Origin of the sequence: Dactylosporangium sp. CS-033363 (genome assembly GCF_050942475.1) — a bacterium.
In the GTDB taxonomy this organism is placed as follows: domain Bacteria; phylum Actinomycetota; class Actinomycetes; order Mycobacteriales; family Micromonosporaceae; genus Dactylosporangium.
In genome coordinates, this window is the sequence record NZ_CP192032.1 from 1,166,919 (window position 1) to 1,190,647 (window position 23,729).

The 23,729-nt window shown below is 72.1% G+C and carries 23 protein-coding genes; 12 read left to right on the top strand and 11 right to left on the bottom strand.

From position 1 onward, the window contains the following. The first annotated feature begins 289 nt into the window (after window positions 1-289). Complete coding sequence (locus ACQPZ4_RS05345) at window positions 290-910, top strand: Dps family protein (RefSeq protein WP_433056709.1); 621 nt, start codon at window positions 290-292, stop codon at window positions 908-910. A 22-nt stretch (window positions 911-932) separates the two neighbouring features. Continuing rightward, window positions 933-3,347 carry an Hsp70 family protein gene (locus ACQPZ4_RS05350; RefSeq protein WP_433056711.1) on the top strand — a complete coding sequence of 805 codons (2,415 nt, stop codon included), beginning with the start codon at window positions 933-935 and terminating at the stop codon, window positions 3,345-3,347. A gap of 7 nt (window positions 3,348-3,354) precedes the next feature. Here the strand turns inward: ACQPZ4_RS05350 and fabG are convergent, their stop codons facing one another. Both fabG and ACQPZ4_RS05360 read right to left on the bottom strand, forming a co-directional pair. After that, the gene (gene fabG / locus ACQPZ4_RS05355) at window positions 3,355-4,053 is read right to left on the bottom strand and encodes a 3-oxoacyl-ACP reductase FabG (protein ID WP_433056713.1); all 699 of its coding nucleotides are present in this window, start codon (window positions 4,051-4,053) and stop codon (window positions 3,355-3,357) included. Window positions 4,054-4,055: 2 nt separating this feature from the next. Further along, window positions 4,056-5,219, bottom strand: coding sequence for a thiolase family protein (locus ACQPZ4_RS05360; protein WP_433056715.1), 1,164 nt, complete (start codon window positions 5,217-5,219; stop codon window positions 4,056-4,058). A gap of 66 nt (window positions 5,220-5,285) precedes the next feature. On the opposite strand from ACQPZ4_RS05360, the gene ACQPZ4_RS05365 reads away from it, so the two are divergent. Then, window positions 5,286-6,110, top strand: coding sequence for a hypothetical protein (locus ACQPZ4_RS05365; RefSeq protein ID WP_433056717.1), 825 nt, complete (start codon window positions 5,286-5,288; stop codon window positions 6,108-6,110). On the opposite strand, the gene ACQPZ4_RS05370 is transcribed toward ACQPZ4_RS05365, so the two are convergent. From ACQPZ4_RS05370 to hisN, 6 genes are all read right to left on the bottom strand, one after another. Beyond that, complete coding sequence (locus ACQPZ4_RS05370) at window positions 6,103-6,483, bottom strand: YybH family protein (protein WP_433056719.1); 381 nt, start codon at window positions 6,481-6,483, stop codon at window positions 6,103-6,105. The two genes, ACQPZ4_RS05365 and ACQPZ4_RS05370, sit on opposite strands and share 8 nt — an antisense overlap. Beyond that, window positions 6,480-7,763 carry an MFS transporter gene (locus tag ACQPZ4_RS05375; protein WP_433056721.1) on the bottom strand — a complete coding sequence of 428 codons (1,284 nt, stop codon included), beginning with the start codon at window positions 7,761-7,763 and terminating at the stop codon, window positions 6,480-6,482. Before ACQPZ4_RS05375 ends, ACQPZ4_RS05370 begins: the two co-directional genes overlap by 4 nt. Then, complete coding sequence (locus ACQPZ4_RS05380; protein ID WP_433056723.1) at window positions 7,760-9,049, bottom strand: aminotransferase class I/II-fold pyridoxal phosphate-dependent enzyme; 1,290 nt, start codon at window positions 9,047-9,049, stop codon at window positions 7,760-7,762. The genes ACQPZ4_RS05375 and ACQPZ4_RS05380 overlap by 4 nt, the downstream gene beginning before the upstream one ends. A gap of 38 nt (window positions 9,050-9,087) precedes the next feature. Continuing rightward, the gene (locus tag ACQPZ4_RS05385) at window positions 9,088-12,111 is read right to left on the bottom strand and encodes a putative bifunctional diguanylate cyclase/phosphodiesterase (protein WP_433056725.1); all 3,024 of its coding nucleotides are present in this window, start codon (window positions 12,109-12,111) and stop codon (window positions 9,088-9,090) included. 160 nt (window positions 12,112-12,271) lie between these two features. After that, complete coding sequence (locus ACQPZ4_RS05390) at window positions 12,272-13,144, bottom strand: hypothetical protein (protein WP_433066272.1); 873 nt, start codon at window positions 13,142-13,144, stop codon at window positions 12,272-12,274. 82 nt (window positions 13,145-13,226) lie between these two features. After that, window positions 13,227-14,045 carry a histidinol-phosphatase gene (gene hisN, locus ACQPZ4_RS05395; protein WP_433056727.1) on the bottom strand — a complete coding sequence of 273 codons (819 nt, stop codon included), beginning with the start codon at window positions 14,043-14,045 and terminating at the stop codon, window positions 13,227-13,229. A gap of 52 nt (window positions 14,046-14,097) precedes the next feature. On the opposite strand from hisN, the gene ACQPZ4_RS05400 reads away from it, so the two are divergent. Beyond that, entirely contained in the window at window positions 14,098-14,634 is a 537-nt protein-coding gene (locus ACQPZ4_RS05400) for a DUF2087 domain-containing protein (RefSeq protein ID WP_433056729.1), read from the top strand. A gap of 9 nt (window positions 14,635-14,643) precedes the next feature. Here the strand turns inward: ACQPZ4_RS05400 and rsgA are convergent, their stop codons facing one another. Further along, a complete protein-coding gene (gene rsgA / locus ACQPZ4_RS05405) occupies window positions 14,644-15,630 on the bottom strand; it encodes a ribosome small subunit-dependent GTPase A (RefSeq protein ID WP_433066275.1) in 987 nt (328 codons plus the stop codon). Between the two features lie 49 nt (window positions 15,631-15,679). Then, window positions 15,680-16,936, bottom strand: coding sequence for a 3-phosphoshikimate 1-carboxyvinyltransferase (gene aroA / locus ACQPZ4_RS05410; protein ID WP_433056731.1), 1,257 nt, complete (start codon window positions 16,934-16,936; stop codon window positions 15,680-15,682). A gap of 78 nt (window positions 16,937-17,014) precedes the next feature. Here aroA and ACQPZ4_RS05415 point away from each other — a divergent pair, with 78 nt between their 5' ends. From ACQPZ4_RS05415 to ACQPZ4_RS05445, 7 genes are all read left to right on the top strand, one after another. Next, on the top strand, window positions 17,015-17,734 hold the full coding sequence (locus ACQPZ4_RS05415; RefSeq protein ID WP_433056733.1) for an SOS response-associated peptidase: 720 nt from the start codon (window positions 17,015-17,017) through the stop codon (window positions 17,732-17,734). Window positions 17,735-17,902: 168 nt separating this feature from the next. Further along, on the top strand, window positions 17,903-18,349 hold the full coding sequence (locus ACQPZ4_RS05420) for a WhiB family transcriptional regulator (protein ID WP_433056735.1): 447 nt from the start codon (window positions 17,903-17,905) through the stop codon (window positions 18,347-18,349). A gap of 59 nt (window positions 18,350-18,408) precedes the next feature. Beyond that, complete coding sequence (locus ACQPZ4_RS05425) at window positions 18,409-18,990, top strand: alpha/beta hydrolase family protein (protein ID WP_433056737.1); 582 nt, start codon at window positions 18,409-18,411, stop codon at window positions 18,988-18,990. A 134-nt stretch (window positions 18,991-19,124) separates the two neighbouring features. Then, the gene (locus tag ACQPZ4_RS05430) at window positions 19,125-20,024 is read left to right on the top strand and encodes a sigma-70 family RNA polymerase sigma factor (protein WP_433056739.1); all 900 of its coding nucleotides are present in this window, start codon (window positions 19,125-19,127) and stop codon (window positions 20,022-20,024) included. Window positions 20,025-20,030: 6 nt separating this feature from the next. Continuing rightward, window positions 20,031-20,315 carry a mycothiol system anti-sigma-R factor gene (gene rsrA / locus ACQPZ4_RS05435; protein WP_433056741.1) on the top strand — a complete coding sequence of 95 codons (285 nt, stop codon included), beginning with the start codon at window positions 20,031-20,033 and terminating at the stop codon, window positions 20,313-20,315. Between the two features lie 340 nt (window positions 20,316-20,655). Continuing rightward, window positions 20,656-20,871 carry a biotin/lipoyl-binding carrier protein gene (locus tag ACQPZ4_RS05440; protein WP_433056743.1) on the top strand — a complete coding sequence of 72 codons (216 nt, stop codon included), beginning with the start codon at window positions 20,656-20,658 and terminating at the stop codon, window positions 20,869-20,871. After that, window positions 20,868-21,386: a GNAT family N-acetyltransferase gene (locus ACQPZ4_RS05445; protein ID WP_433056745.1), complete on the top strand. Its 519-nt coding sequence runs from the start codon at window positions 20,868-20,870 to the stop codon at window positions 21,384-21,386. Before ACQPZ4_RS05440 ends, ACQPZ4_RS05445 begins: the two co-directional genes overlap by 4 nt. Here the strand turns inward: ACQPZ4_RS05445 and ACQPZ4_RS05450 are convergent. Beyond that, complete coding sequence (locus tag ACQPZ4_RS05450; RefSeq protein WP_433066277.1) at window positions 21,325-21,864, bottom strand: TetR/AcrR family transcriptional regulator; 540 nt, start codon at window positions 21,862-21,864, stop codon at window positions 21,325-21,327. The genes ACQPZ4_RS05445 and ACQPZ4_RS05450 overlap by 62 nt on opposite strands. Before the next feature lie 217 nt (window positions 21,865-22,081). Between ACQPZ4_RS05450 and ACQPZ4_RS05455 the strand changes: the two genes are divergently transcribed. Next, window positions 22,082-23,614, top strand: a complete 1,533-nt coding sequence (locus tag ACQPZ4_RS05455; protein WP_433056747.1) for a DHA2 family efflux MFS transporter permease subunit — start codon at window positions 22,082-22,084, stop codon at window positions 23,612-23,614. Window positions 23,615-23,729: the final 115 nt, after the last annotated feature.

The following is a 23,729-nucleotide window of genomic DNA, read 5'->3' on the forward strand; positions in this document are numbered from 1 at the left end:
GGGACGGCGGAGGTGCGGGACGGCGGAGGTGCGGGACGGCGGAGGTGCGGGACGGCGGAGGTGCGGGACGGCGGAGGTGCGGGACGGCGGAGGTGCGGGACGGCGGAGGTGCAGGACGGCGGTGGCACGGCACGGCGGTGGCACGGCACGGCGGTGGCACGGCACGGCGGTGGCACGGCACGGCGGTGGTACGGCACGGCGGTGGCACGGGACCGCGGTGGCAAGGAAAGCGATGGAGTCACCGCGCCGGGTGAGGGTTGAATCGCGCCGTTCGGGCACAGGGCGCGTCATGCCAGCCACCAAGAAGAAAGCCAGCCACACCTCCAGCCAGCCCTGGCTCCACCAGCAGGGGCACGAGATCCAGCGGTTCGGCCAGATGCGCCAGTTCCCGGTCGCGCTGTCGTTCGATGCGCGCCGGTACTCCTGTGAGCGGCTCAACCAGGTGCTCGCGGACAGTCAGATTCTCTACTCGCTGTACAAGAAGCATCACTGGCTCATGCGTGGGCCGACGTTCTATCAGCTGCACCTGCTGCTGGACAAGCACGCGGGGGAGCAGCTCGAAATGATCGACACCGTGGCCGAGCGGGTGCAGACGCTGGGGGGCATCGCGGTGGGGGACCCGCGGCACGTCGCCGAGCTGACGCGCGTGCCGCGGCCGCCGGACGGGGCCGAGGAGGTGCCGGCCATGCTGTCGCGGATGCTCGAGGCGCACGAGATGATCCTCACCGAGGCGCACGACGCGGCGGCCAAGGTCATGGAGATGGGCGACGACGGCACCAACGACCTGCTGGTCTCCGACATCATCCGGACCAACGAGCTGCAGGCCTGGTTCCTGGCCGAGCACCTGGTCGACACCCCGCTGGTGCGCACCGAGGAGGAGGCGAGGGCAGCCGCGAACGGACGGCGTTGAGCGGAGGCGCTACCGTGTCGGCGTGACGAGGCATATCGAGTCGCAGCTGGGCGTCGACCTGGGCACCACCCACACCGTCGCCGCACTGACCGCCGCCGACGGTCGTAGCCAGCCGCTGCTGTTCGACGCCAGCTTCCTGCTGCCGTCGTCGGTGTACGCCGAGGTCGACGGGCACCTGCTCGTCGGCAGGGACGCCGAGCGCAGTGCCCGGCTCGATCCGTCCCGTTTCGAGCCCAATCCGAAGCGTCGGATTGACGACGGTACGGTGCTGCTGGGCCAGCGCGAGTTCAACGTGTCGGACCTGCTCGCGGCCCTGCTGCGGCGCACCGCCGACGAGGCGTCCCGGGTGCTGGGGATCATGCCGGTGCGCACCGTGCTGACCTACCCGGCGAACTGGGCGACCCACCGCCGCTCGGTGCTGGCCGACGCGGCGGCCCGGGCCGGCATGCCGTCGCCGATCCTGGTGCCGGAGCCGATCGCGGCCGCCGCGTACTTCACCACCGTGCTGGGCCGCAACATCGCGCCCGGCGGCGTGCTCGTGGTCTACGACTTCGGCGGCGGTACGTTCGACACGACGATCCTGCGCCGCCGCCCCGACGGCGGCTGGGACGTGCTGGCCAGCGACGGCCTGCCCGACGTCGGCGGCGTCGACCTGGACGCGGCGATCATCGGCCACCTGGGCCAGACGATCACGGCGACCGACCCGGACCGCTGGCGGCAGCTGGTCGAGCCGTCCGACGACGCCGGTCGCCGCCGCACCCACCTGCTGCGCGAGGACGTGCGCTCGGCCAAGGAGCAGCTCTCCCGGTCCTCCACGGCGAGCATCCACCTGCCGCTGTTCGAGACCGACATCCATCTGACGCGCACCGAGTTCGAGCAGTTGTCGCGCTCGTACCTCCAGCGCACCGTCGACCTCACCGCCGGCACCTTGCAGCGGGCGGGTGTGCGTACCGATCAGATCGGCGGTTTGTTCCTGGTCGGCGGCTCCAGCCGGATCCCGATGGTCAGCACCCTGCTGCACCAGCGGCTCGGCGTCGCGCCCACGCTGATCGAGCAGCCCGAGCTGGTGGTGGCGCTCGGGAGCGTGCTGGCCGCGATGCCCGCCCGTCCGGCGCCGTTCCCGCAGGGCCCGCCGGCGCCTCCGGGCCCGCGCCCGCCGTCGATCGGCAACCGGGGCCCGATGGCGCCGGTCCCGATCCCGGTGCCGCCGAACGCGCCGGTGTCCAGCCCGGGCCCGACGATGCCGGTCTCGGGCGTGCCCGGGGTGCCCTCGTCCGGCCCGCCGGCCCCGGTCTCGGCCATGGCCTTCCAGTCGGCCTCGACGCCCCAGTCGCCGCCGACGAGCGCGCCGCCCAACCAGACCGCCGTGTTCGGGGCGGCCCCTCCGATGGCGCCGCAGGGCCCGGTCGCGCCGCCGTTCCGCCCGGTCCAGCCGCCGCCGCGGTCCGGCTCGGGGCTCAACGTCGGCGTCCTGGTCGGCATCATCGTCGCCGCCGTGCTGCTGCTCGGCGTGGGCGGCGTGGTCGCCTGGAACGCGGTCGGCAACGACAAGCCCGACACCACCAACACGGCCGGCAGCGGCAGCCGCGGCGGCACGGGCATCACCGGCAACGGGGGCGGCGGCAACGGCGGCGCGAACAGCACCGGCAACGCCAAGCCGGGCCCGGCCACCCAGACCGTCGACGTGAACAAGTCCGTCTGGCTCGGCCAGTTCAAGATCACCGTCGGCAAGGTCTCGTACGACGCCAAGGACGAGAACAAGCTGAAGCTGTGGACCGAGGTCGTGATCGAGAACCTCGGCACCGACAACGACCGCCCGTACCTCAGCGCGGTGCTGAACATCGGCGGCCAGCAGTACACGGGCCAGGTCCGCGAGAGCACCACGGTCGCCGGCGGCCAGAAGAGCAACTACAACCTGGACTTCAGCCTGTACGACCCGCTGAACGCCCCGCTCAACACCGGCGAGCTGATCTTCGGCGACGCCGACCGCGAGCAGCCCACGATCCCCCTGGGCGGCGGCGCGGTCACGTCCTACGAGCCGGTGAACCTGATCAAGGACAAGTCGGTGACCGTCCACGACCTCGTCGTCACGTTCACGACGTGCGACCTGCGCGGCGGCTTCTTCGACTACAACGGCCAGGCGAAGAAGGGCTACCGGGTCGTGTACTGCAAGGTCGACATCCAGTACAAGGGCAACTCGAGCGAGTACGTCGGCCAGGAGCACTTCCGCCTCGGCCAGCCCGACAGCTCCGAGCTCGGCCCCGACACCGCGCCCAACGAGGCCCTCAGCAGCGGCCAGAAGGCCGTCGGCACCGACCTCGCCTTCCAGGTCAAGAAGGACGCGACGGGCACGTTCAAGCTGCGGGTGGTCGACCTCGGCAACCACAAGGAGCGGCAGGCCGGCGATGTCGCCGAGGTCGACCTGGTGCTGAAGTGACGCGGTTCTAGCGGGCGCCGCCGTTGACGTAGAGGGTCTGGCCGGAGACGTAGGAGGCTTCGTCGCTGGCCAGGAACGCGATGACGGCGGCGACCTCCTCCGGCTGCCCCACCCGGCGCAGCGGCGTGCGGTCGGCCACGGCGGCCTGGTGCTCCTCCGCCGTGCTGCCGACCCGCTCGGCGGTGGCCGCGGTCATGGGCGTCGCGATATAGCCGGGCGCGACCGCGTTCACGGTGATGTTGTACGGCCCGAGCTCGATCGCCAGCGTCGCTGTGAGCCCCTGCACGCCCGCCTTGGCCGCGGCGTAGTTGGCCTGGCCCCGGTTGCCCAGCGCGGAGCGGCTGCTGAGGTTCACGATCCGGCCGTACTTCGCCGGGACCATCGCCTTCTGGGCCGCCTGGCAGCACAGGAACATGCTCGTCAGGTTGGTGTCGAGCACCGCCGACCACTCGTCGTACGGCATCTTGAACAGCAGGTTGTCCCGGGTGATGCCGGCGTTGTTGACCAGGATGTCGATCCGGCCGATGCCCGCGAACACCTCGTCCACGGCCGCCTTGTCGGTCACGTCGCAGGCCACGACGCCGTCGGCCGCCTTCAGGTCCAGCACGATCACCTCGGCGCCCTGGTCGCGCAGCAGCGCGGCGGTGGCCGCTCCGATGCCCTGGGCGCCACCCGTGACGACCGCCTTCTTGCCCTGGAAGCGCATGCTCAGTCCCTTTCCACCAGTACAGCCGAGCCTTGACCGACACCCACGCACATGGTCGCGAGGCCGCGGGAGTCGCCCGTGCGCCGCATGCGATGCAGCAACGTCGTGAGGATGCGCGCGCCCGAGCAGCCGAGCGGGTGCCCGATCGCGATCGCCCCGCCGTCCGGGTTGATCATCTCCGGGTCGAGCCCGAGCTGGTCCGCGCACGCGAGCACCTGCGCGGCGAACGCCTCGTTGAGCTCGGCCTGCCGCACGTCGCCGATCGCCCACCCGGCCCGGGCGAGCGCCTTGCGGGTGGCCGGCACCGGCCCGATGCCCATGACGTCGGGGTGCACGCCGGCGGAGGCCCCGGCCACGTACCGGCCCAGCGGCTCCAGCCCGAACTCGCGCAGCGCCGACTCGCTCACCAGCAGCAGCCCGGCGGCGCCGTCGTTGAGCGGCGAGGAGTTGCCCGCGGTCACCGTGCCGCCCTCGCGGAACACCGGCTTGAGCTTGGCCAGCTTCTCGAGGCTGGTGTCGGCCCGGATCCCCTCGTCGGCGCCCACCCCGTCGATCGGCAGCAGCTCGCCGGCGAAGTGCCCGTTCTTGGTCGCCTCCCCGGCCCGCTGGTGGCTGCGCAGCGCGAACGCGTCCTGCCGCGCGCGCGAGACGCCGAACCGCGCGGCGACCTCCTCGGCCGTCTCGCCCATGCTCAGCAGCCCGTGCAGCTCGCGCATCCGCGGGTTGATCAGCCGCCACCCGAGCCGCGTGTCGGCCACGGCCATGGTCTGCGGCAGCGCGTCGTCGGGCCGCGGCAGCACGAACGGCGCCCGGCTCATCGACTCCGACCCGCCGGCCACGACGACGTCCGCCTCGCCGGACGCGATGGCCCGCGCCCCGACGGTGACGGCCTCCATGCCCGAGGCGCACAGCCGGTTCACGGTCGCGCCGGGCACACTCTCGGGAAGCCCGGCCAGCAGCACGGCCATCCGCGCCACGTTCCGGTTGTCCTCGCCGGCCTGGTTGGCCGCGCCCCAGTAGACCTCGTCCACGCGCGCCGGGTCGATCCCCGACACCAGCTCCCTGACCACGGCCGCCGCGAGATCATCGGGCCGCACGTGGGAGATCGCCCCCCGCAGCTTCCCGATCGGCGTACGCCGAGCAGCGGCAAAGTATACGGTTCGCATAGCCCTAAAACTAACACTGTTAGTCAGCCCCGGGAACCGCAAGGCCCCCCGCCGCGTCCAACCGCCATGACCCTGTCCCGCCTGATCATGGCGACCGCGACCGCCGCCCTGCTCCTGACCGGCTGCGGCGCCGAAGTGGCCGGCAAGCCCCCGGCCACCTCCGCCCCGGACGACCTGATGCTGCAGGTCCGCACCTCCGGCGGCATGATCCCGGTGGACCTGGTCGCCACCGCGGTCCCAGAGCTCAGCGTGTACGGCGACGGCCGGGTCATCACCGCCGGCCCGGTCCGCGAGATCTACCCCGGCCCGGCCCTGCCGAACGTCCAGGTCCGCCACATCTCCGCGGACCGCCTGCGCGATCTGGTCGAGGACGCCCTGGAGGCCGGCGTGGGCAACGGCGAGGACCTGGGCGTCCCCCAGGTCATGGACGCGGGCTCGACGCGCATCACGGTCCGCACCGCGGCGGGCCTGGTCGCCTCGGACGCCCCGGCCCTGGGCATCGAGGACGGCACCCTGACCCAGTCCCAGCAAAGGGCACGAGGGCGGCTCGCGGACTTCGTGCAGAAGCTGCGCGACCTGGACCTGGGCGAACCCGCCGCGTACGAGCCGAGGACGATGGCCGCGGTGGCGCATCCCTGGGCGGACCGGCAGGACGGGCTGCCCTCGCCGCCACCGGCTGTTGCGTGGCCGGGCGCGACACCGCTCCCGGGCGACCCGATGCAGCACCTGTCGGGCGTGAACTGCCTGACGACGGAAGCGGCTCCGGTACTGGCGGCGGCCGCGAACGCCAACGCGCGCACCCCCTGGACGTCCGGGGATGCGCGCTGGGAGGTCGGCTTCCGGCCCCTGCTGCCGGACGAGGAGACGTGCGACGACCTGGTGCTCAGGTAGGTTCCGAGCCCTGGACGGCGCGCCAGAGCCACGCGCCCGAGCCGCGGCGGGACAGCAGGCCCGTGATGCGGTACGGGAATGGTTCGACGCCCTCGGCGGTGTGTTCGGTGCCGTCGGCCTCGGCGATGACGAAGGCGCCGCCCGGCAGGCTGTGGACGGTGACCGACGTTGCCTGCCAGGTGTACGCCGCGGGCCGTGCGAAGAGCCCCGCCAGGAGCTCTCGCACGGCGTCGCGGCCGGTGGCGCACTCGCCGGCCTCGGAGCCGACGTACGTGATGTCGTCGTCGGGGACGAAGCAGGCCAGGGCGCCCTCCACGTCGCGGGACAGGAAGGCCCGGCCCAGGCGGTCCACCACTTCCACTACGTCGTTCATGCCGCGAGCTCCAGTTGCTTGGGCGAGCGCATGCCCGGGAGGTAGAGGAAGGAGAGGGTCACCGCGGCCCCGAGGACACCCGCGCCGATGAGGGTGTTCTGGATGCCGATCGCGTTGGCGACGGGCGCGGCCATGGCGTAGCTGAGCGGTACCAGAGCGATGGAGATGAACCAGTCGACGGACGAGACGCGACCCATCAGCTCCTCCGGGACGAGCCGCTGCTTTGCGGTCGCCCAGGCGATCGTGCCGGCCGCCTCCAGGCCGTTGACCAGGGCGCAGGCGATGGCCAGGTGCCACGACGCGGTGGCCATTCCGTAGCCGGCCACGGCCAGGGTGGCCAGGGTCCAGGTGATGTAGATGAAGCGCATGTACTGCTGCGGCACCCCGCGCTGCCCCACGATCAGAGCGGCCGCGATGGCGCCGATGCCGCCGCTGGCCAGGACCAGGCCCAGGTCGCCCGCGGTGCCGTGCAGCTGCTGCTTGACCACGAGCGGCAGGAGGACCTCGGTGGGGCCGATGAACAGCAGGTACGCGAACGTGGCGGCGACGAAGGTGCCCCACAGCCAGACGTTCCCGCGCACGTAGTTCAGGCCGGCCTTGAACTCCTCCCACACCGAGGGCTCATCCGCGGCCGCGGCCACCGCCGACGCGGCCGGCCGGGAGCGCATGAGCAGCAGGCACGCCGCCGAGACCGCGAACGTCACGGCGTCGATGGCGAAGGCCAGCCCGCTCCCCGCGACGGCGATGAGGACGCCGCCGAGCGAGGGGCCGGCCATCTGCAGGGCCGCCGGGCGGACGAACTGGTCCAGGGCGTTCGCCTGCACCAGTTCCTCCTCGTCCACCAGGGTCGGCACCAGCCCGTCGAACGCCGGGCCGAAGAAGCCCGACGCCGCCCCGTACACCGCCACCAGCGCCACGATGTGCCACACCTGGATCGCGCCGGTGAGGCTGAGCACCGCGAGCACCGTCAGCACCGCGCCCCGCACCACGTCGGTGGCGAGCATGATCTTCCGCCGGTCGAACCGGTCGCTGACCACGCCGCCGAAGAGCAGCGTGGCGACCTGGGGCAGGGTCAGCGCGAACCCGACGACGGACATCGCCGCGGGGGCGTCCGACAGGGAGTACACCTGCCAGGCCATGGCGACGAGCAGGATCCCGTCGCCGATCAGCGAGCCGCTCATGCCCGTCCACAGCAGCCGGAAGTCCCGGTTGCGCAGCGGGATCAGCAGGCCCGGCAGCTGCCGCCGGGCCCGGTGCCTGGGCACAAATGCGTGGTTCAAGCCGCGTTCCCGAGACCGAATGCCTCCCGCCGCAGCTTGCCGGCCTGGGCCAGGGTCGTGAGCACGCCGTTGAGCTGGTCGATCTCGGCGTCGGTGTTGGCCGCGGTGACCTGGATGCGGAAGCCGACCTGGTCGCGCGGGACCAGCGGGTAGGCGGCCAGCGTCACGTAGGTCTCGTTGTCCCACAGGTACTGCCCGACCTTCGCGATGTCCTCGCCCGGGGCCAGCGGCAGCTCGATGATCGGCGTGGTGCCCGTGTTCGGGGTCCACACGCCGAGCGCGCGCACGTGGTCGAGGACGCGCATCGTCTTGCGGTACAGGTCGGCGCGGATCTCGTCGCCGCGCTTCTCGTTGACCTCCAGGCCGGCCATGACCGTCGCGAGCGAGGCGGTCGGGGACGGGCCGGAGTACAGGTACGGCGGGGCGGCGACCTTGAGGTGGTTCTTGAGCCAGGTGGGCAGGGCCAGGAAGGCCATGAGCGAGGAGTACGACTTCGAGAAGCCGCCGACGAGCACGATGTTGTCGTACGTCTCGCCCGCGTACTTCACGATCGCGTTGCCCCGCGAGCCGTACGGCGAGGTCTCGTCCGGCCGCCGCTCGCCGATGACGCCGAAGCCGTGCGCCTCGTCGACGTAGAGCAGCGCGTCGTACTGGCGGGCCACCTCGGCGAAGCGGGCCAGGTCGGGCGCGAGGCCGGTCATGCTGTTGACGCCGTCCATCGCGATGAGCTTGGCCTTGCCGGGCGGGGCCTGGGCGAGCAGCTCGGCCAGGTGCTCGGGGTCGCCCGCGCGGAAGCGCTGGACGGTGGCGCCGAGGCCCTTGGCGTACATGCAGCCGTCGTAGATGGTCTTGTGCGACTGCGAGTCGAGGAAGATCGTGCCGTCGCCGGCCAGGATCGGGATCACCGACATGTGGATGTGGGTGATCGTCGGCAGCAGCAGGGTGTCCGGGGCGCCGAGCAGCTCGGTGAGGCGCTCCTCGATGTCGATGTACGGCCGGGAGTTGCCCAGCAGCCGCGACCAGCTGGGGTGGGTGCCCCAGGTGCGCACGTACGGGTCGATGGCGTCCATGATCTCCGGCTCGAGGTCGAAGCCGAGGTAGTTGCACGAGGCCCAGTCGGTCAGCCAGTGGTTGCCCACGCGGATGCGGCGGCCGTCGAGCTCCTCGATCACGGCGTCGTACATCGGGCTGGTGTTGCGCAGGCGCTCGAGGTCGTCCCAGCGGCCGTCGCGGCGGACGTACGTGCCCTGGGTGCCCTGGGTGCTGTGCAGCGGGTGGACAGTCATGTGCGAACTACCTTCCATGGTTGAGAACAACATTCCGTTCACGCCATCGCGGCGAATGGCGCGGTCTTCGGGATGAGCGCGAATGCCTCCGGCTCGGAGAGGGGCCGGGCGAAGAGGTAGCCCTGGCCGTAGGGGCAGCCGATCTGGTGCAGCGCCTCGCGCTGGCCGGCCTCCTCCACGCCCTCGGCGACGACCGAGAGGTTGAAGGTCTGGGCCAGCTGCACGATCGCGGTGACGACCGCGCGCTGCTGGGTGGAGGACAACATGTCGTCGATGAACGACTTGTCGATCTTCAGTACGTCGATCGGCATGTGCTGCAGGTAGGACAGCGACGAGTAGCCGGTGCCGAAGTCGTCGATGGCGAGGCGGATGCCCATCGCCCGCAGCGCGTCGAGGTCGGCGCGCACGGTGTCGTCGTTGCGCAGCAGCAGGCTCTCGGTGATCTCCAGCAGCAGCGTGCCGGGCTCGACCCCCGAGGCGAGCAGCATCTGGCGCACTTCCTCGACGAAGCCGGGCGTGCGGAACTGGCGCGCGGAGACGTTGACGCTGATGTACCGCAGCGCGCCCGGCGCCGTGGAGCGCTGCCAGCGGCCGGCGGTGTTCAGCGCCTGCTGCAGCACCATCCGCCCCATGGGCACGATGAGCCCGCTCTCCTCGGCCACCTCGATGAAATGGCCGGGCGCGATCATGCCGCGGGTCGGGTGGTTCCAGCGGACGAGGGCCTCGAAGCCCAGCGGCACGCCGGATTCCAGATCCACGATCGGCTGGTACTGCAGGACGAACTGACTCTCCTTGACCGCCTGGTCGAGCGCGGCGCGCAGCTCCAGGCGCTCCAGCACGGCCGTGTGCAGGTCGGACTGGTACCGCCGCCACTGCCCCTTGCCGGCCCCCTTGGCCACGTACAGCGCCAGGTCGGCCTGGCGCAGCAGCTCCTCGGCCGAGCTCGCGTCGATCGTGGTGGACAGGCCGATGCTGCTGATGCCGTTGACCGACTCGCCGGCCACCGAGAAGGGCTCGGCGAGCGCGAGGTTGATGCGCTCGGCGGCGAGCTCGAGGTCGGCGATGGAGTCGGCCTCGATGAGCGCGGCGAACTCGTCGCCGCCGAGGCGGGCCACGGTGTCGGTCGGGCGCAGCTCGCCGGTGATCCGCTTGCCCACGGCCTGCAGCAGCTCGTCGCCGACGGCGTGGCCGAGCGTGTCGTTGACGATCTTGAAGTCGTCGAGGTCGATGAAGAGGACGCCGACCAGCGAGCCGTCGCGCTGGCCGCGGAAGACGGCCTGCTCGACGCGGTCGCCGAAGAGCACCCGGTTGGCCAGGCCCGTCAGCGAGTCGTGGAACGCCTGGCGGATGAGCTGCTCCTCCAGGCGGCGGCGCTCGGTCACGTCCCGCACGGTCAGCACCAGGCCGCCGACGGTGGTGTCGTCGCGCAGGTCGCGGCAGTCGACCTCGACCAGCAGGGCCGAGCCGTCGACGCGCTCGGCGCGCACGTCCAGCACGTCGTGGTCGTGCAGGCCGGAGCGGACCTGCCCGAGGCGCTCGGCGGTGCGGGCGCGCTCGTCGCCGGCCACGAACTCCCACAGCTCGTACCCGGCCAGGCGCTCGTCGCCGAAGACCGCGCCGGCCGAGGGGCTGGCGTACTGGATGACGTCGTTGTCGTCGACGATCAGGATCACGTCGGACGTGTTGTGGATCAGGGTGCGGAAGTACGCCTCGCTGTTGCGCCGGTTGACCTCGGCGGTCAGCGTGATCCGCTCCAGGGCCATGGTGGCCTGGGCGGCGAGCACCTCGAACGTCGGCTGGAGCAGCTGCAGCACCTCGGTCGGGGCGGCCAGGTACAGCACGTCGGCGGTCGCGCCGAGCGGGTGGCGCAGCGCCGAGCTGAACTCGCGCAGCGCGGCGCGCACGTCCGGGGCGAGCCCGGCCACGCGCACCAGGCCCGGGGCCGGCAGCTCCTCCTCGGCGCCGACGCGGACCAGCTTGACCACGTGCGGGGCGTCGGCGGGCAGCAGCCGCTCGAGCGTGCTCTGGACGGCGGCGAGCGCCTCGGCACTGTCGGCAGCGGCGACCAGGGTGGTGGTCGCCTCGCGCAGCTCCCGCTCGCGGGCCAGGGACTGGCGGTGGTTGCCCATCACGCCGGCCAGGCGGACCAGCACCAGGCCGAACATGACGCCGGAGCTGGCCGCGATGACGGCGGCGTCGCGGACGGTGCCGACGCTCGCCTCCACCAGCAGCACGCCGGGGGCGATCAGCGAGGCGGTGCCCAGCAGCGCGATGCGGCGCATGCCGAGGTCGGCGGCGCTCGAGCGGGTCGGCTCGGTCATCTGCTTCATCGAGGGGTGCAGTGCCGCCGCGGCCCACGCCGAGTAGCACAGGACCCAGCCGAGGTCGGTCGGGCCGCCGACGTGCCAGGAGCCGTTGAGCTGGATGAGGCCGTAGACCACGTCGGCCGCCAGCAGGCCGGCGGTGCCCAGGCCGAGCAGGTTGATCGAGCCGTTGGGGCGCACGCCGCCGGTGAGCAGGCGGGCGAAGACGGCCAGGGTCAGCACGTCGCCGAGCGGGTAGCCGATCGACACCAGCTTCTGCAGCAGCGTGAGCTCGGTGCTGCGCACGTACGGGTCGATCAGGAAGATCCAGGACAGCAGGGCCAGGCCGATGGTGAAGGTGGCCGCGTCGATCAGGCTGTCGCGGTTGTTGCGCCCGGTGCGGGAGCGGATGAAGCCGAGCAGGCCGCCGGCGAGCAGGGGGTACATCGCCAGGTACAGCACGTCGCTCGCCGACGGGAACGGGTTCTCGATGTGGAACACGTCGGTGAGCAGGTTGTAGAGGAAGTCGCCGGCGCCGAAGCAGGCGAGCGCGACGGCGAGCAGCAGCCACGGCCAGCGGCGGCTGGGCCTGTGCACGACGACCCCGACGACCACGCCGGCCACGCTGGACAGGCCGATCAGGCCCCACCAGAGCATGTGCTGGTCCGGCCAGCGGTAGAACGCCACGGTGAGCAGCGCCATCCAGACTGCGAACCAGGCGCTGAGCTTGTTCTTCAGCACGTTGTTTCGCCTCCTCACCTGCTCACCGACCGGGCGCTTGCGAAATCCCTGATCGGTCAGGCGGAGGGAGTCTGAACGAGAACCGGGGTGCGGCCTGGGTCGGCCGAGTTGCCGGTCGGGTCCCCCGAACGGGGGACCTTACGTGTTCAGGCGACTACAGAAAGTGTTACTGGCGAGTTCAGCGAGCGGGCCGGCGGGGGGCGCTGAAGGCCAGCCCCGGGGCCGAGGGCTCGCACTCCTCGGCGGTCTGGTGGTGGTGCTGCGGCTCGGCGTAGAAGCTCAGGCCGATCACGGCCGACAGGGTCACCACGAACCCCACCGCCACCAGCCACTCCCGGCCCGGCCAGACGCCGTCGCCGAGCACCAGCAGCCCGACCAGGGCGGCCGGCACCGCGCCCGCCGCGTCCATGGCGGCCACGGCGGCGGTCGTCGAGCCCCGCTGCATCGCCAGCCCCAGGAGCAACTGGCCGACCAGGGAATGGGCGATCAGGAGGTACGACAGCGGATCCGTGACGAACTGCCCGAACGAGTCGGCCGAGGCCAGCGGGCGGGATGCCACCGCCGCCGCGCCGAAGGCCACGCCGGACAGGGCGCCCAGCACCACGGAGCCGGGCGCGCCGTGCAGGCGGCCGGCGAAGAACCCGAGCACCGCCAGCAGCGCGAGCACCAGGATCAGGCCGATCACGCCGCCGGCGCCGAGCTGGCGGGAGGGCGCGGGCTTGGCCGCGAGGACCAGCGCCGCGATGCCCACGGTCAGGGCCAACAACAGCGCGATTTCGGTACGGGGCAGCTTCCACTTCAGGATCAGCACGCCCAGCAGGGTCGTGACGCCCAAGCCGGCCGCCATGGCCGACTGCACGAGGAAGAGCGGCAGGTCACGGCGGGCGAAGAAGGCCAGCGCGAACCCGGCGCACTGGCAGGCCACGCCGACCAGATAGGACTTGTGGCGGCCCAGGCGCAGCAGCAGCATCGGCTGGAAGCCCTGGTGCAGATCGGTGCGCGCGGCGGCGACGGACTGCAGCAGGTTGGCGACGCCATAGGCGGCGATCATCGCGCCGAGGAACAGCCAACTCCAAGATGCCACCCGGGCAGGATAGACCCCGCGCGGGTACTGAGCATACGGACCTTTCGGTTCAGCCGGACAAACCGGACAACCGGGTGTGGCCCAAACGGGTGAGCACGTCCTCGTGGAGCGGCCCGTTGGTGGCCACCGCGCTGCCGCCGCCCGGCCCGGAGTTGCCCTGCAGGTCGGTGAACGTGCCGCCGGCCTCGGTCACGATCGGCACCAGCGCGGCCAGGTCCCACAGCGAGAGCTCCGGCTCGATCATGATGTCCACGGCGCCCTCGGCCAGCAGCATGTACCCGTAGAAGTCCCCATAGGCCCGCTGCCGCCAGGTCCGCCGGCTGATGTCGAGGATCGCGCCCAGCCGCCCGGCCTCCTCCCAGCCGCCGAGCGACGAGTAGCAGAACGACGCGTCGGCCAGCCGCGACACCGACGAGACGCGGATCGGCGTGGCGGCGGCCGTGTGGCGTCCGGCGTACGCCCCGTGGCCGAGCGCGGCCCACCAGCGCCGCCCGAGCGCGGGCGCCGACACGAGGCCGACGACCGGCTGGTCGCCCTCCATCAGCGCGATGAGCGTGGCCCAGATCGGCACCCCGCGCACGAAGTTCTTGGTCCCGTCGATCGGGTCGATGACCCACTGCCGGCTGCCCGGGCCGGCGGCGGCCTCGGTCGCGCCGTACTCCTCGCCGAGCACCCCGTCGCGCGGGCGCGCCCGGCCCAGCGTGGCCCGCAGCGCCTTCTCCACCGCGGTGTCGGCGTCGGTGACGGGGGTCAGGTCCGGCTTCTCGGACACGTGCAGATCCTGGGCGCGGAAGCGCGGCACGGCGATCGCGTCCGCGGTGTCGGCGAGCATATGAGCGAGGGCCAGATCGTCCGCGTAGCGAGCCATGGGCGGAAACTTAGCCGACGATCGCCACCTTCTGGCAGTACTGTCGCCGTTTGTGACTCCCACAGCCCTGTGCGGCCTGCTCGCCGAGTCCGATCGTCTCCAGGTGTTCGCGGCGGTCGTCCTGGGCGCGCGCAGCCTTAGCGCCGTCGAGTCGGCCACCGGGCTGCCGGCCCGGGTCGTCGAGCCCGCCATCCGCCGCCTGCAGCAGGGCGGGCTGCTCGCGGTGGCCGAGGGCGAGCTGGCCACGTCGGCCGAGCTGTTCAAGGACGCGGTGCGCGCGGCCGCGACCCAGGCCGAGCCGCAGCCGCAGCTGGACCCGGACCGGCAGCGCGACCTCATCCTGCGCACGTTCATCACGGACGGCCGGCTGACCCAGATCCCGGCCGCGAACGCCAAGCGGATGGTGGTGCTGGAGCACATCGCGTCGTCGTTCGAGCCGGGCGTGCGCTATCCCGAGCGCGAGGTGAACGCGATCCTGCGGGCGTGGCACGACGACCACGCGGCGCTGCGGCGCTATCTCGTGGACGCGGACCTGTTGTCCCGGGACACCAACGAGTACTGGAGATCAGGCGGTCCCGTCGTCCTCTGACGGGAGCGCTCAGGCGGTCGCGTCCTCCTCGGTGGCGGTGCCTTCCTTGGAGGCCAGCAGGCGGCGGAACGAGGCCAGCCGGCGCGGGTCGGCGCCGCCCTCGGCCACCAGCTTGTCCAGGCCGCACTCGCCGCCCGCGCCCGTGTGGTCGCAGTTCGGTGGGCAGCGCGTCGAGGCCTCCACCAGGTCCGGGAAGCCGTGCAGCAGGCTGTCGGCCGACACGTGGGCCAGCCCGAACGAGCGGATGCCGGGCGTGTCGACGATCCAGCCGAGGTCCCCGGGCAGCTGCAGGGCGAGCGCGCTGGTCGAGGTGTGCCGGCCCTTGCCGACTGCGCTGACCGCGCCCACGGCCCGGTCGGTGCCGGGGACGAGCCGGTTGACGAGCGTGGACTTGCCGACGCCGGAGTGCCCGATCATGACCGAGACCCGGCCCCGCAGCTCGGCGAGCAGGTCGTCGAGGGGCCGGTCCGGGCGGCAGAGCACGTAGGGCAGGTCGAGCTCGGCGTAGTAGTCCAGCACCGCCTCCGGCCCGGCCAGGTCGCCCTTGGTCAGGCACAGCAGCGGGTCGATCTCGGCGTCGTACGCCGCGACCAGGCACCGGTCGATGAACCCGGTCCGCGGCGGCGGGTCCTGCAGCGAGTTGACGATGACCAGCTGCTCGGCGTTGGCCACCACGACCCGCTCGAAGCGGCCCTCGGTGCCGCCCTCCTCGTCGTCGGCGGTGCGCATGAGCACCGACGAGCGTTCGTCGATCCGCACGATCCGGGCCAGGGTGTCGGGCTTGCCGCTGACGTCGCCGACGATCTGCACGTGGTCGCCGACCACGACGCCGTGCCGGCCCAGCTCGCGGGCGCGCATGGCGGTGACGGTCGCGCCGGTGTCGGCGACGTGGCAGGTGTACCGGCCCCGGTCCACCGCGATCACCAGGCCCTCGACGGCGTCGCTGTGCTTGGGGCGGGTGCGCGTGCGCGGTCGCGAGGACCGGCCGGGGCGCACCCGCACGTCATCCTCGTCGTACTCACGCTTCCGAACCAGTCGAATCTCCCTATTGCCCGGACACCATGGTTGACCATAGCCGGGGGAAGTCGGGCAGTGTCTTCGCGGTGCATGCCACGTCGTCGAGGCGCAGGCCGGGCACGGCGAGCCCGAGCACCGCGCCGGCGTGGGCCAGCCGCCGGTCGCCGTGCGTGTGCAGGGTGCCGCCGCGCAACGGGCGCGGGCGGATCCGCAGGCCGTCGGGCTCCTGGGTGACGCCCGCGCCCAGTTCGGTGAGGGCCGAGGCCAGCCGCGCCAGGCGGTCGGGCGGCTCGGGGCCGCGCAGGTGCGAGGGGGAGTCGGCCAGCGCGAGCACGGCGGCCAGCACCGCCCACACGTCGGCCAGGCTGGACAGGTCGGCGGTGATGCCGCGGATCATCCCGGAGCCGCGCACCACGAGCCCGCGGGGCGTGAGGGCGGCCTCCCCGCCCATCTGGCGCAGCACGTCCAGCAGCCGCCGGGTCGGCTGGCTGCTCACGACCGGCCAGCCCTGCACGTTCACCGTGCCGCCGGCGACCAGCGCGGCGGCCAGGAACGGCACCGCGCTGGCCAGGTCGGGCTCGATGTCCCAGGCCCGTCCCTTGAGCCGGCCGGGCTCGACCGACCAGGTGTCGGGCCGGCTGTCGTCGACGCCCGCGCCGGCCGCGCGCAGCATCTGCACCGTCAGGTCCAGGTGCGGCTTGGGGACGGGGGCGCCGACGTGGCGTACGACCACCCCGCGCTCGTAGCCCGCCGCCGAGAGCAGCAGCCCGGAGACGAGCTGGCTGGAGGCGGAGGCGTCCATGGTCACCGCGCCGCCGGCGATGCGCCCGCGGCCGTGCACGGTGAACGGCAGGCCGTTGTCGGTGTCGATGCGGGCGCCCAGCGACCGCAGCGCGCCGATCAGCGGGGCCATCGGGCGGCGCCGGGCCGCGGGCAGGCCGTCGAAGGAGACGGCGCCGGTGGACATCGTCGCGACCGGCGGCAGGAAGCGCATCACGGTGCCGGCCAGCCCGACGTCGACCCGGGCGGGGCCCTCCAGCGGCCGCGAGCGCAGCAGCCACAGGTTGTCGTCGGCGGTCGACACGTGGCAGCCCATCGCCCGCAGCCCGGCCGCCATCAGCTCGGTGTCCCGGGCCCGCAGCGGGGCCCGCAGGGTGCTGGCGCCCTGGGACACGGCGCCGAGCACGAGCGCGCGGGCCGTCATCGACTTCGAGCCCGGCAGCCGCACCGAGGCGTCGAGCGGGCCGGCGGCGGTCGGAGCCGGCCACGGTAAGTGCGTATCCACGCGCTCAGTGTGCGGTCAGTTTCGATATGTAGCGACTGCTGGCCGCGAATGGCACGGGACGCGGCTACCGTGGCGGGCATGTGTGGCAGGTACGCGACCTCGCGCAGCAACGTCGACCTCAGCACGCTGTTCGAGGCGTCCGACGAGACCGACGGCCTCGAACCGGACTACAACGTGGCGCCCACCGACCCGGTGCCGGTGGTGCGGGTCTCCAAGTCGGCGGGCGGCCGCGTGCTGTCCACCGCCCGCTGGGGACTTGTCCCGGGCTGGGCCAAGGACCCGAAGGTCGGGGCCCGCATGATCAACGCCCGGGTCGAGACGGTGGAATCGTCGAACGCGTTCGCGCAATCGTTCGCGCGGCGCCGCTGCCTGGTGCCCGCCGACGGCTGGTACGAGTGGGTCCGGGGCGACGGAAAAGCCAAGCAGCCGTACTTCATGACGCTCGGCGACGCCGAACCGTGCGTATTCGCGGGGCTGTGGACCGTGTGGGGCAAAGGCGACGACCGGCTCCTCACGTGCAGCATCATCACCACGCCGGCCGTCGATGACTTGGCGCTCATCCACGACCGCATGCCGTTACTGTTGCCGGCGGAGCGATGGGCCGATTGGCTGACGGCGGAAGCGGATGCGAGCCTCCTGTTGCCCACGCCGTCGTCGCACGTCGCACGTCTCGAATTACGCCCCGTAGGCGCGCGGGTCGGCGATGTCCGCAACGACGGGCCCGATCTGGTGGCGAAAGTTCCGGCTCCGGCGCTGCGGCCGAGCGATGTCGAACCGATCGATCTGACCCTTTTTTAGGCTGTAAGTCCAGATAAAAATCCAGCCGATTTTGCAAATCGGCCGATGAACTCTTGTATTTGCACTCGTTAGTGCGATACAACACAGCGCCGGTGGGTCTATGTCGGATGGGGGCATCCCGACGTCTATCCACTTTGCGTTCGTTTGACCCACGGGGGAGGTGGGTGTATGACCCGGGCGAGGATGCCACGCCCTCATGAAGTCGCAGCCGCGCGGCGAGACCCGCGACTGCTCAGAGCCGTCAAGGAACAGCAGGGCGACGGAGCCTGGCGAATCCGCGGCGCATGTCAGGCCGTCGACCCAGAGACGTTCTTCCCGGCTCCGACGGAGCCGGCCGACGCCGCAGTGGCGCTGTGCCGCACCTGCGACGTGCAGGGAGCGTGTCTGGCGTGGGCGCTGGACGTCGGGGACTGCCACGGCGTCTGGGGAGCCACAACACCTCGCGAACGGCGTGCGATGCTCGTCGCATGGCGCAGCGAGGGGCAGCGGCCGGGGCTTCCCGGCCAATCCGATCCACGGTTCGGAGCGGTGGCGTGCCTGCCGATCCTGCCGTTGCAGCGAGCGAGCCGAAGCAGCGAGAAGCCCGACCCGGTCGGGGCGGGCGCGCCGCAGTAACAGCGCCCTCGACACCCACGAAACCCGCCGCCCGGTCCAGGCCGGGCGGCGGGCGGTCGGTGGCCACCCCCTTCGGGCCCGCGCGGTACCGCCTCGACGTGCCCGAGGACTTCGGCGGGACGCTGCTCGTGCTCGGCCACGGGGCGGGCGGCGACGTGGACGCGGCCGACCTGGTCGCGGTGCACGACGCGGCGCTCGCGCGCGGCGTGGCGGTGGCCCTGGTGACCCAGCCCTACCGGGTCGCCGGCCGGCGGGCCCCCGCGCCCGCCGCCCAGCTCGACGCCGCCTGGCTGGCGGTCATCGCGCGGCTGCGCAAGAACGTGGACTTCGCGACCCTCGTGGTCGGCGGGCGCTCCAGCGGGGCGCGGGTCGCGTGCCGCACCGCTGTGCGGGCCGGGGCGCAGCGCATCCTGGCGCTGGCGTTCCCGTTGCACCCGCCGGGCAAGCCGGACAAGTCCCGGGCCGACGAGCTGCTGACCGGTGTGCCGACGCTGGTCCTCAACGGCGACCGGGACGCCTTCGGCGTGCCGTCGCAGGCACCGGCGGTACACGTGACGGTTCTTCGGGGTGAAACCCACGCCCTGTCGCGCGATCCGGCGGCCGTGGCGGCCGCGGCCGTGGCCTTCGTCACCGGGAGCTAGGCCGGCTCGTTGGAGGCGATGTGGCCGGTGCGCACCGGTCACGCTGCCACAACTCCCAGGCCCTTCCTGCTCCCGGCGGTCGGTCCGGTCCCGATGCGACCGGCCGCCGGGGCAGGTAACGGCCGTCACGCGGAATGCCGGGACGGGTGCCGGCGTTACACGCTTCGTGCGGTGCTGCCGACGGCGCCGTCAGCGGAGGGAACCAGAGCGTGGCAACACTCGAGCGTGATGACCTGCGGATCCGCGAGCTGCTGTTCAGCCCGGCGTGGCCCGGGTCGACCGACGCGGAGCCGAACCCGTCGTGGCAGCCGATCGCCCGCGAGCGATTGACGGGCGCCACAAACACAGAACGCGCACAGGAACTCGGCGTATCCTCGACCGGACGTGTCTCGCGCGGTGCGCGGGAGCGCTCGAGGGTGGGGGTCGCACGAGTGGTGAGCAGCGAGAGCGCGGAGCAGCAGCGGGTCCGGTTCGAGCACGACGCGCTGCCCTTCATCGACCAGCTCTACGCCGCCGCGCTGCGGATGACGCGCAACCCGTCGGACGCCGAGGACCTGGTCCAGGAGACGTTCCTGAAGGCCTACGCGGCGTTCCACCAGTTCGAGACGGGCACGAACCTCAAGGCCTGGCTGTACCGCATCCTGACGAACACGTACATCAACTCGTACCGGCGCCGGCAGCGTCAGCCCGTCCAGGCGCCGACCGAGGAGATCACCGACTGGCAGCTGGCCGAGGCGGAGTCGCACACGTCCAGCGGGCTGCGCTCGGCCGAGACCGAGGCGCTGGACCGGCTGCCGGACTCCGACGTCAAGGAGGCCCTGCAGTCGCTGCCCGAGGAGTTCCGCCTCGCGGTCTACCTGGCCGACGTCGAGGGCTTCTCGTACAAGGAGATCGCGGACATCATGAACACGCCGATCGGCACCGTGATGTCCCGCCTGCACCGCGGACGGCGGAACCTGCGCCGGCAGCTGGAGAACTATGCTGCCGATCGTGGGTTCACCCGCAACCCGTCCGCTGAGCCGAGCGAGGTCTGAGATCCGATGAGCTGTGGAGACCCGCACGAGACCGACTGCAGTGACGTCCTCGCCGAGGTGTACCTCTACCTCGACCTGGAGTGCGCCGACGACCGGCGCACGCTGATCCGCGAGCACCTCGACGAGTGCTCGCCGTGCCTGCGGGAGTTCGGCATCGAGCAGGAGGTCAAGGCGCTCGTGGCCCGCTGCTGCGGGTCCGAGCTGGCCCCGGCCGAGCTCAAGGCGCGGCTGCGGGCGAAGCTCTCCGAGTTCGTGGTGAACGCCGACTCGCGCGAGTTGCGCCCCGAGTAGCTTTTGCACGTCGCACGCCCGGCCCACGCGGCCGGGCGTTTCGCGTTTCGATGGCTTGACGCCCGCGCGGCGGGCGTTGCGCGTTTCGGCCCGCGCGCGGCGGGCGTTGCGCGTTTCGGCCCGCGCGCGGCGGGCGTTGCGCGTTTCGGCCCGCGCGCGGCGGGCGTTGCGCGTTTCGGCCCGCGCGCGGGGGGCGTTGCGCGTTTCGGCCCGCGCGCGGCGGGCGTTGCGCGTTTCGGCCCGCGCGAGGCGGGCGGTTTCGTGTTCTTGGGCCCGCGCGGCGGAGGTGCGCCCCGATATGCTGCGAGGCGCACACGATGCAGCCGCGAGGGAGACCGGGATGTCCGACGAGATCCGTGCCGAGATGGTCGCCAACGTCTGGAAGATCACGACCGAGGTGGGCGCCGAGGTGGCCGAGGGCGACACCCTGGTCATCCTCGAGTCGATGAAGATGGAGATCCCGGTGGTCGCCGAGGCCGACGGCACCGTGAGCCAGATCGCCGTGCACGAGGGCGACGTGGTGCAGGAGGGCGACCTCATCGCCGTGATCGGGTGAGCCTCCTGGTCCGGCTGAGCACGCCGGCCGACCACGACGACGTGTCCCGGCTGACCGTCGAGGCCTACCGGGCCGACGGGCAGCTGGAGGCCTCCCCGGCGTACGCCACCGTCCTGGCCGACGTGGCCGCCCGCGCCGCGGGCGCCGACATCCTGGTCGCCGAGCTCGACGGCGCCGTGCGCGGCGCGGTGACGTTCACCCTGTCCGGCGGGCCGTTCGCCGAGGTGTCCCGGGACGGCGAGGCCGAGTTCCGCACCCTGGCCGTCGACCCGGCGGCGCAGCGCCGCGGGGTGGCCCGGGCCCTGGTGCGGGCCTGCCTCGACCGGGCCGCCGAGCTCGGCTGCACGGCCGTGGTCATCTGCGTGCGCGACGACAATCCGGCCGCCTTCGCGCTGTACCAGAGCTTCGGCTTCGAGCGCGACCCGTCCCTGGACTGGTCGCCCGTGCCGCGGATCAACCTGCTGGGTCTGCGTCTTCCCCTGCCGGCGCATCGGCCGACCTCAGCAGTTCACTAGCCACCTCGAGGGCCGCCGCCCGGCGCTCCTCCGGCGTGCCCGGGCGCTCGCGCAGCAGGAACCAGCTCGCGTGGATCGAGAACAGGGCGAGCGCCCGGCGCAGCTGCTGGGTCAGCGAGTCCGACGGGTCGGTCAGCAGGGCGAACACGCGCATCATCTGCTCGCGCATCCGCTTGCCCGCCGGCAGCGTGTTGATCAGCGTCTGGTTGCGCTCGAAGAAGCGGATCACGTTCTCGTGCACGAACTCGTCGTGCAGCACGGCGTAGCGCTCCAGGAACTCCCGCCGCGTGGCCGAGTCGCGCGGCTGCGCCTCGGCCCAGTCCAGCAGGGCGTCGACGGCCGCGATGCGCTGCTCGATCAGGCTGGAGACGATGTCGTCCTTGGTCGGGAAGTGGTAGTACAGCGCGGCCTTGGTGACCCCGAGCTTCTCGGCGATCTCCCGCAGCGAGGTCTTGTCGTAGCCGTCCTCGGTGAACATGTCGAGCGCCACGCGCTGGATGTGCGCCCGCGTGTCGGCGCCGTCGGTCTCGTCGGTGCGGATGCGGTTGCGGCCGCGGACGACCCGCGCCGCGCTGCTCTCCTCGTTCGGCCCCATCGCCACCAATCCTACTTGACGCTCGGCTAGTAACCAGCTTACCGTACGGCTAGTAAGTCAACTAGCCGGTCGACAAGTAAGTTCGGGGGTGCAGGTTCAGATGCCGGAGAAAAACGTGAAGGTCGTCCTTCCCGGCCTGCTGATGGCCATCATGCTGGCCATGCTCGACAACGTGATCGTGGGAACCGCGATGCCGCGCATCGTCGGCGACCTCGGCGGCGTCGACCACCTCTCGTGGGTGGTCACCGCGTACGTGCTCGGCACGACGGTCTCCACCCCGCTCTGGGGCAAGCTCGGCGACCTCTACGGCCGCAAGACCGTGTTCATGACCTCGATCGCGCTGTTCCTGCTCGGCTCGGCCCTGTGCGGGTTCGCGCAGAGCATGCCCGAGCTGATCGGCTTCCGCGCGTTCCAGGGCCTCGGGGCCGGCGGGCTCATGGTCGGGGCGATGTCCGTGCTCGGCGACCTGGTGTCGCCGCGGGAGCGCGGGAAGTACCAGGGCCAGTTCGCCGCGGTCATGGCCGTGGCCATGGTCGGCGGCCCGCTCGTCGGCGGCTTCATCACCGACCACGCCAACTGGCGCTGGGCGTTCTTCGTCAACCTGCCGCTGGGCGGGGCGGCCCTGATCCTGCTCGCGCTGACCCTGCACCTGCCCAAGCGGCGCACCGAGCACCGGATCGACTGGCTGGGCGCCCTGCTGCTGTCCGTCGGCGTCACCGCGCTCGTGCTCATCACCACGTGGGGCGGCTCGCAGTACGCCTGGGGCTCGGCCGAGATCCGCGGGCTCGGCGTCCTGGCGGTGCTCGCGCTCGTCGCGTTCGTGCTGGTCGAGCGGCGCCACCCGGAGCCGATCGTGCCGCTGTCGGTGTTCGCCAACCGCAACTTCACGCTGGTCGCGCTGCTCGGGTTCCTGGTCGGCTTCGCGATGTTCGGCGCGATCACGTTCCTGCCGCTGTACCAGCAGATCGTCCAGGGCGCCTCGGCCACCAACTCGGGCCTGCTCCTGCTGCCGATGATGGCCGGCATGCTGCTGACGTCGCTGGTGGTCGGGCGGGCGATCACCAAGACGGGGCGGTACCGGATCTTCCCGATCGCCGGCGGCGTGATCATGATCGGTGCGATGCTGCTGCTGGCCCAGCTCGGGCCGCACACCTCGAAGGTCACGTCGAGCCTGTACATGGCGGCGCTCGGGCTGGCCCTGGGCTTCCTGATGCAGACCACGATGCTCATCGCGCAGAACAGCGTCGAGGTCAAGGACCTCGGCGTGGCCAGCAGTACCGCCACGTTCGCCCGGTCCATCGGCGGGGCGTTCGGGGTGGCCGCCTTCGGCGCGATCTTCAACCACCGGCTGCACGCGATCCTCGGCGAGCGGCTCGGCACCGGGGCCGCGGATCAGCTGGCCAGCGGCGGCGGGGGCGCGCGGATCGACCCGCACACGCTCGCCCAGCTGCCGGCCCCGGTCCGCACCGCGGTGGTCGACGCGATCGCCGGCGCCACGTCGAGCGTGTTCCTGTGGTCGACCGCGGCGGCGGTGCTCGTGCCGGTGCTCGCCTTCTTCATCCGCGAGGTCGCGCTGCGCGGCGGGCCGGCCGAAGAGGGGGCGGAGCGCACGCTGATTGCGCAGGAAGGGTAGTTTCGAGCACGAGCTGCGCGAATATGCCCCTTGAACTAGCGATTGGTGCGCGAAACTGCCAGACTATGAGCAGTATCGCGCACCAATCGCTTGAAGGGACGCACCGTGACCGAAC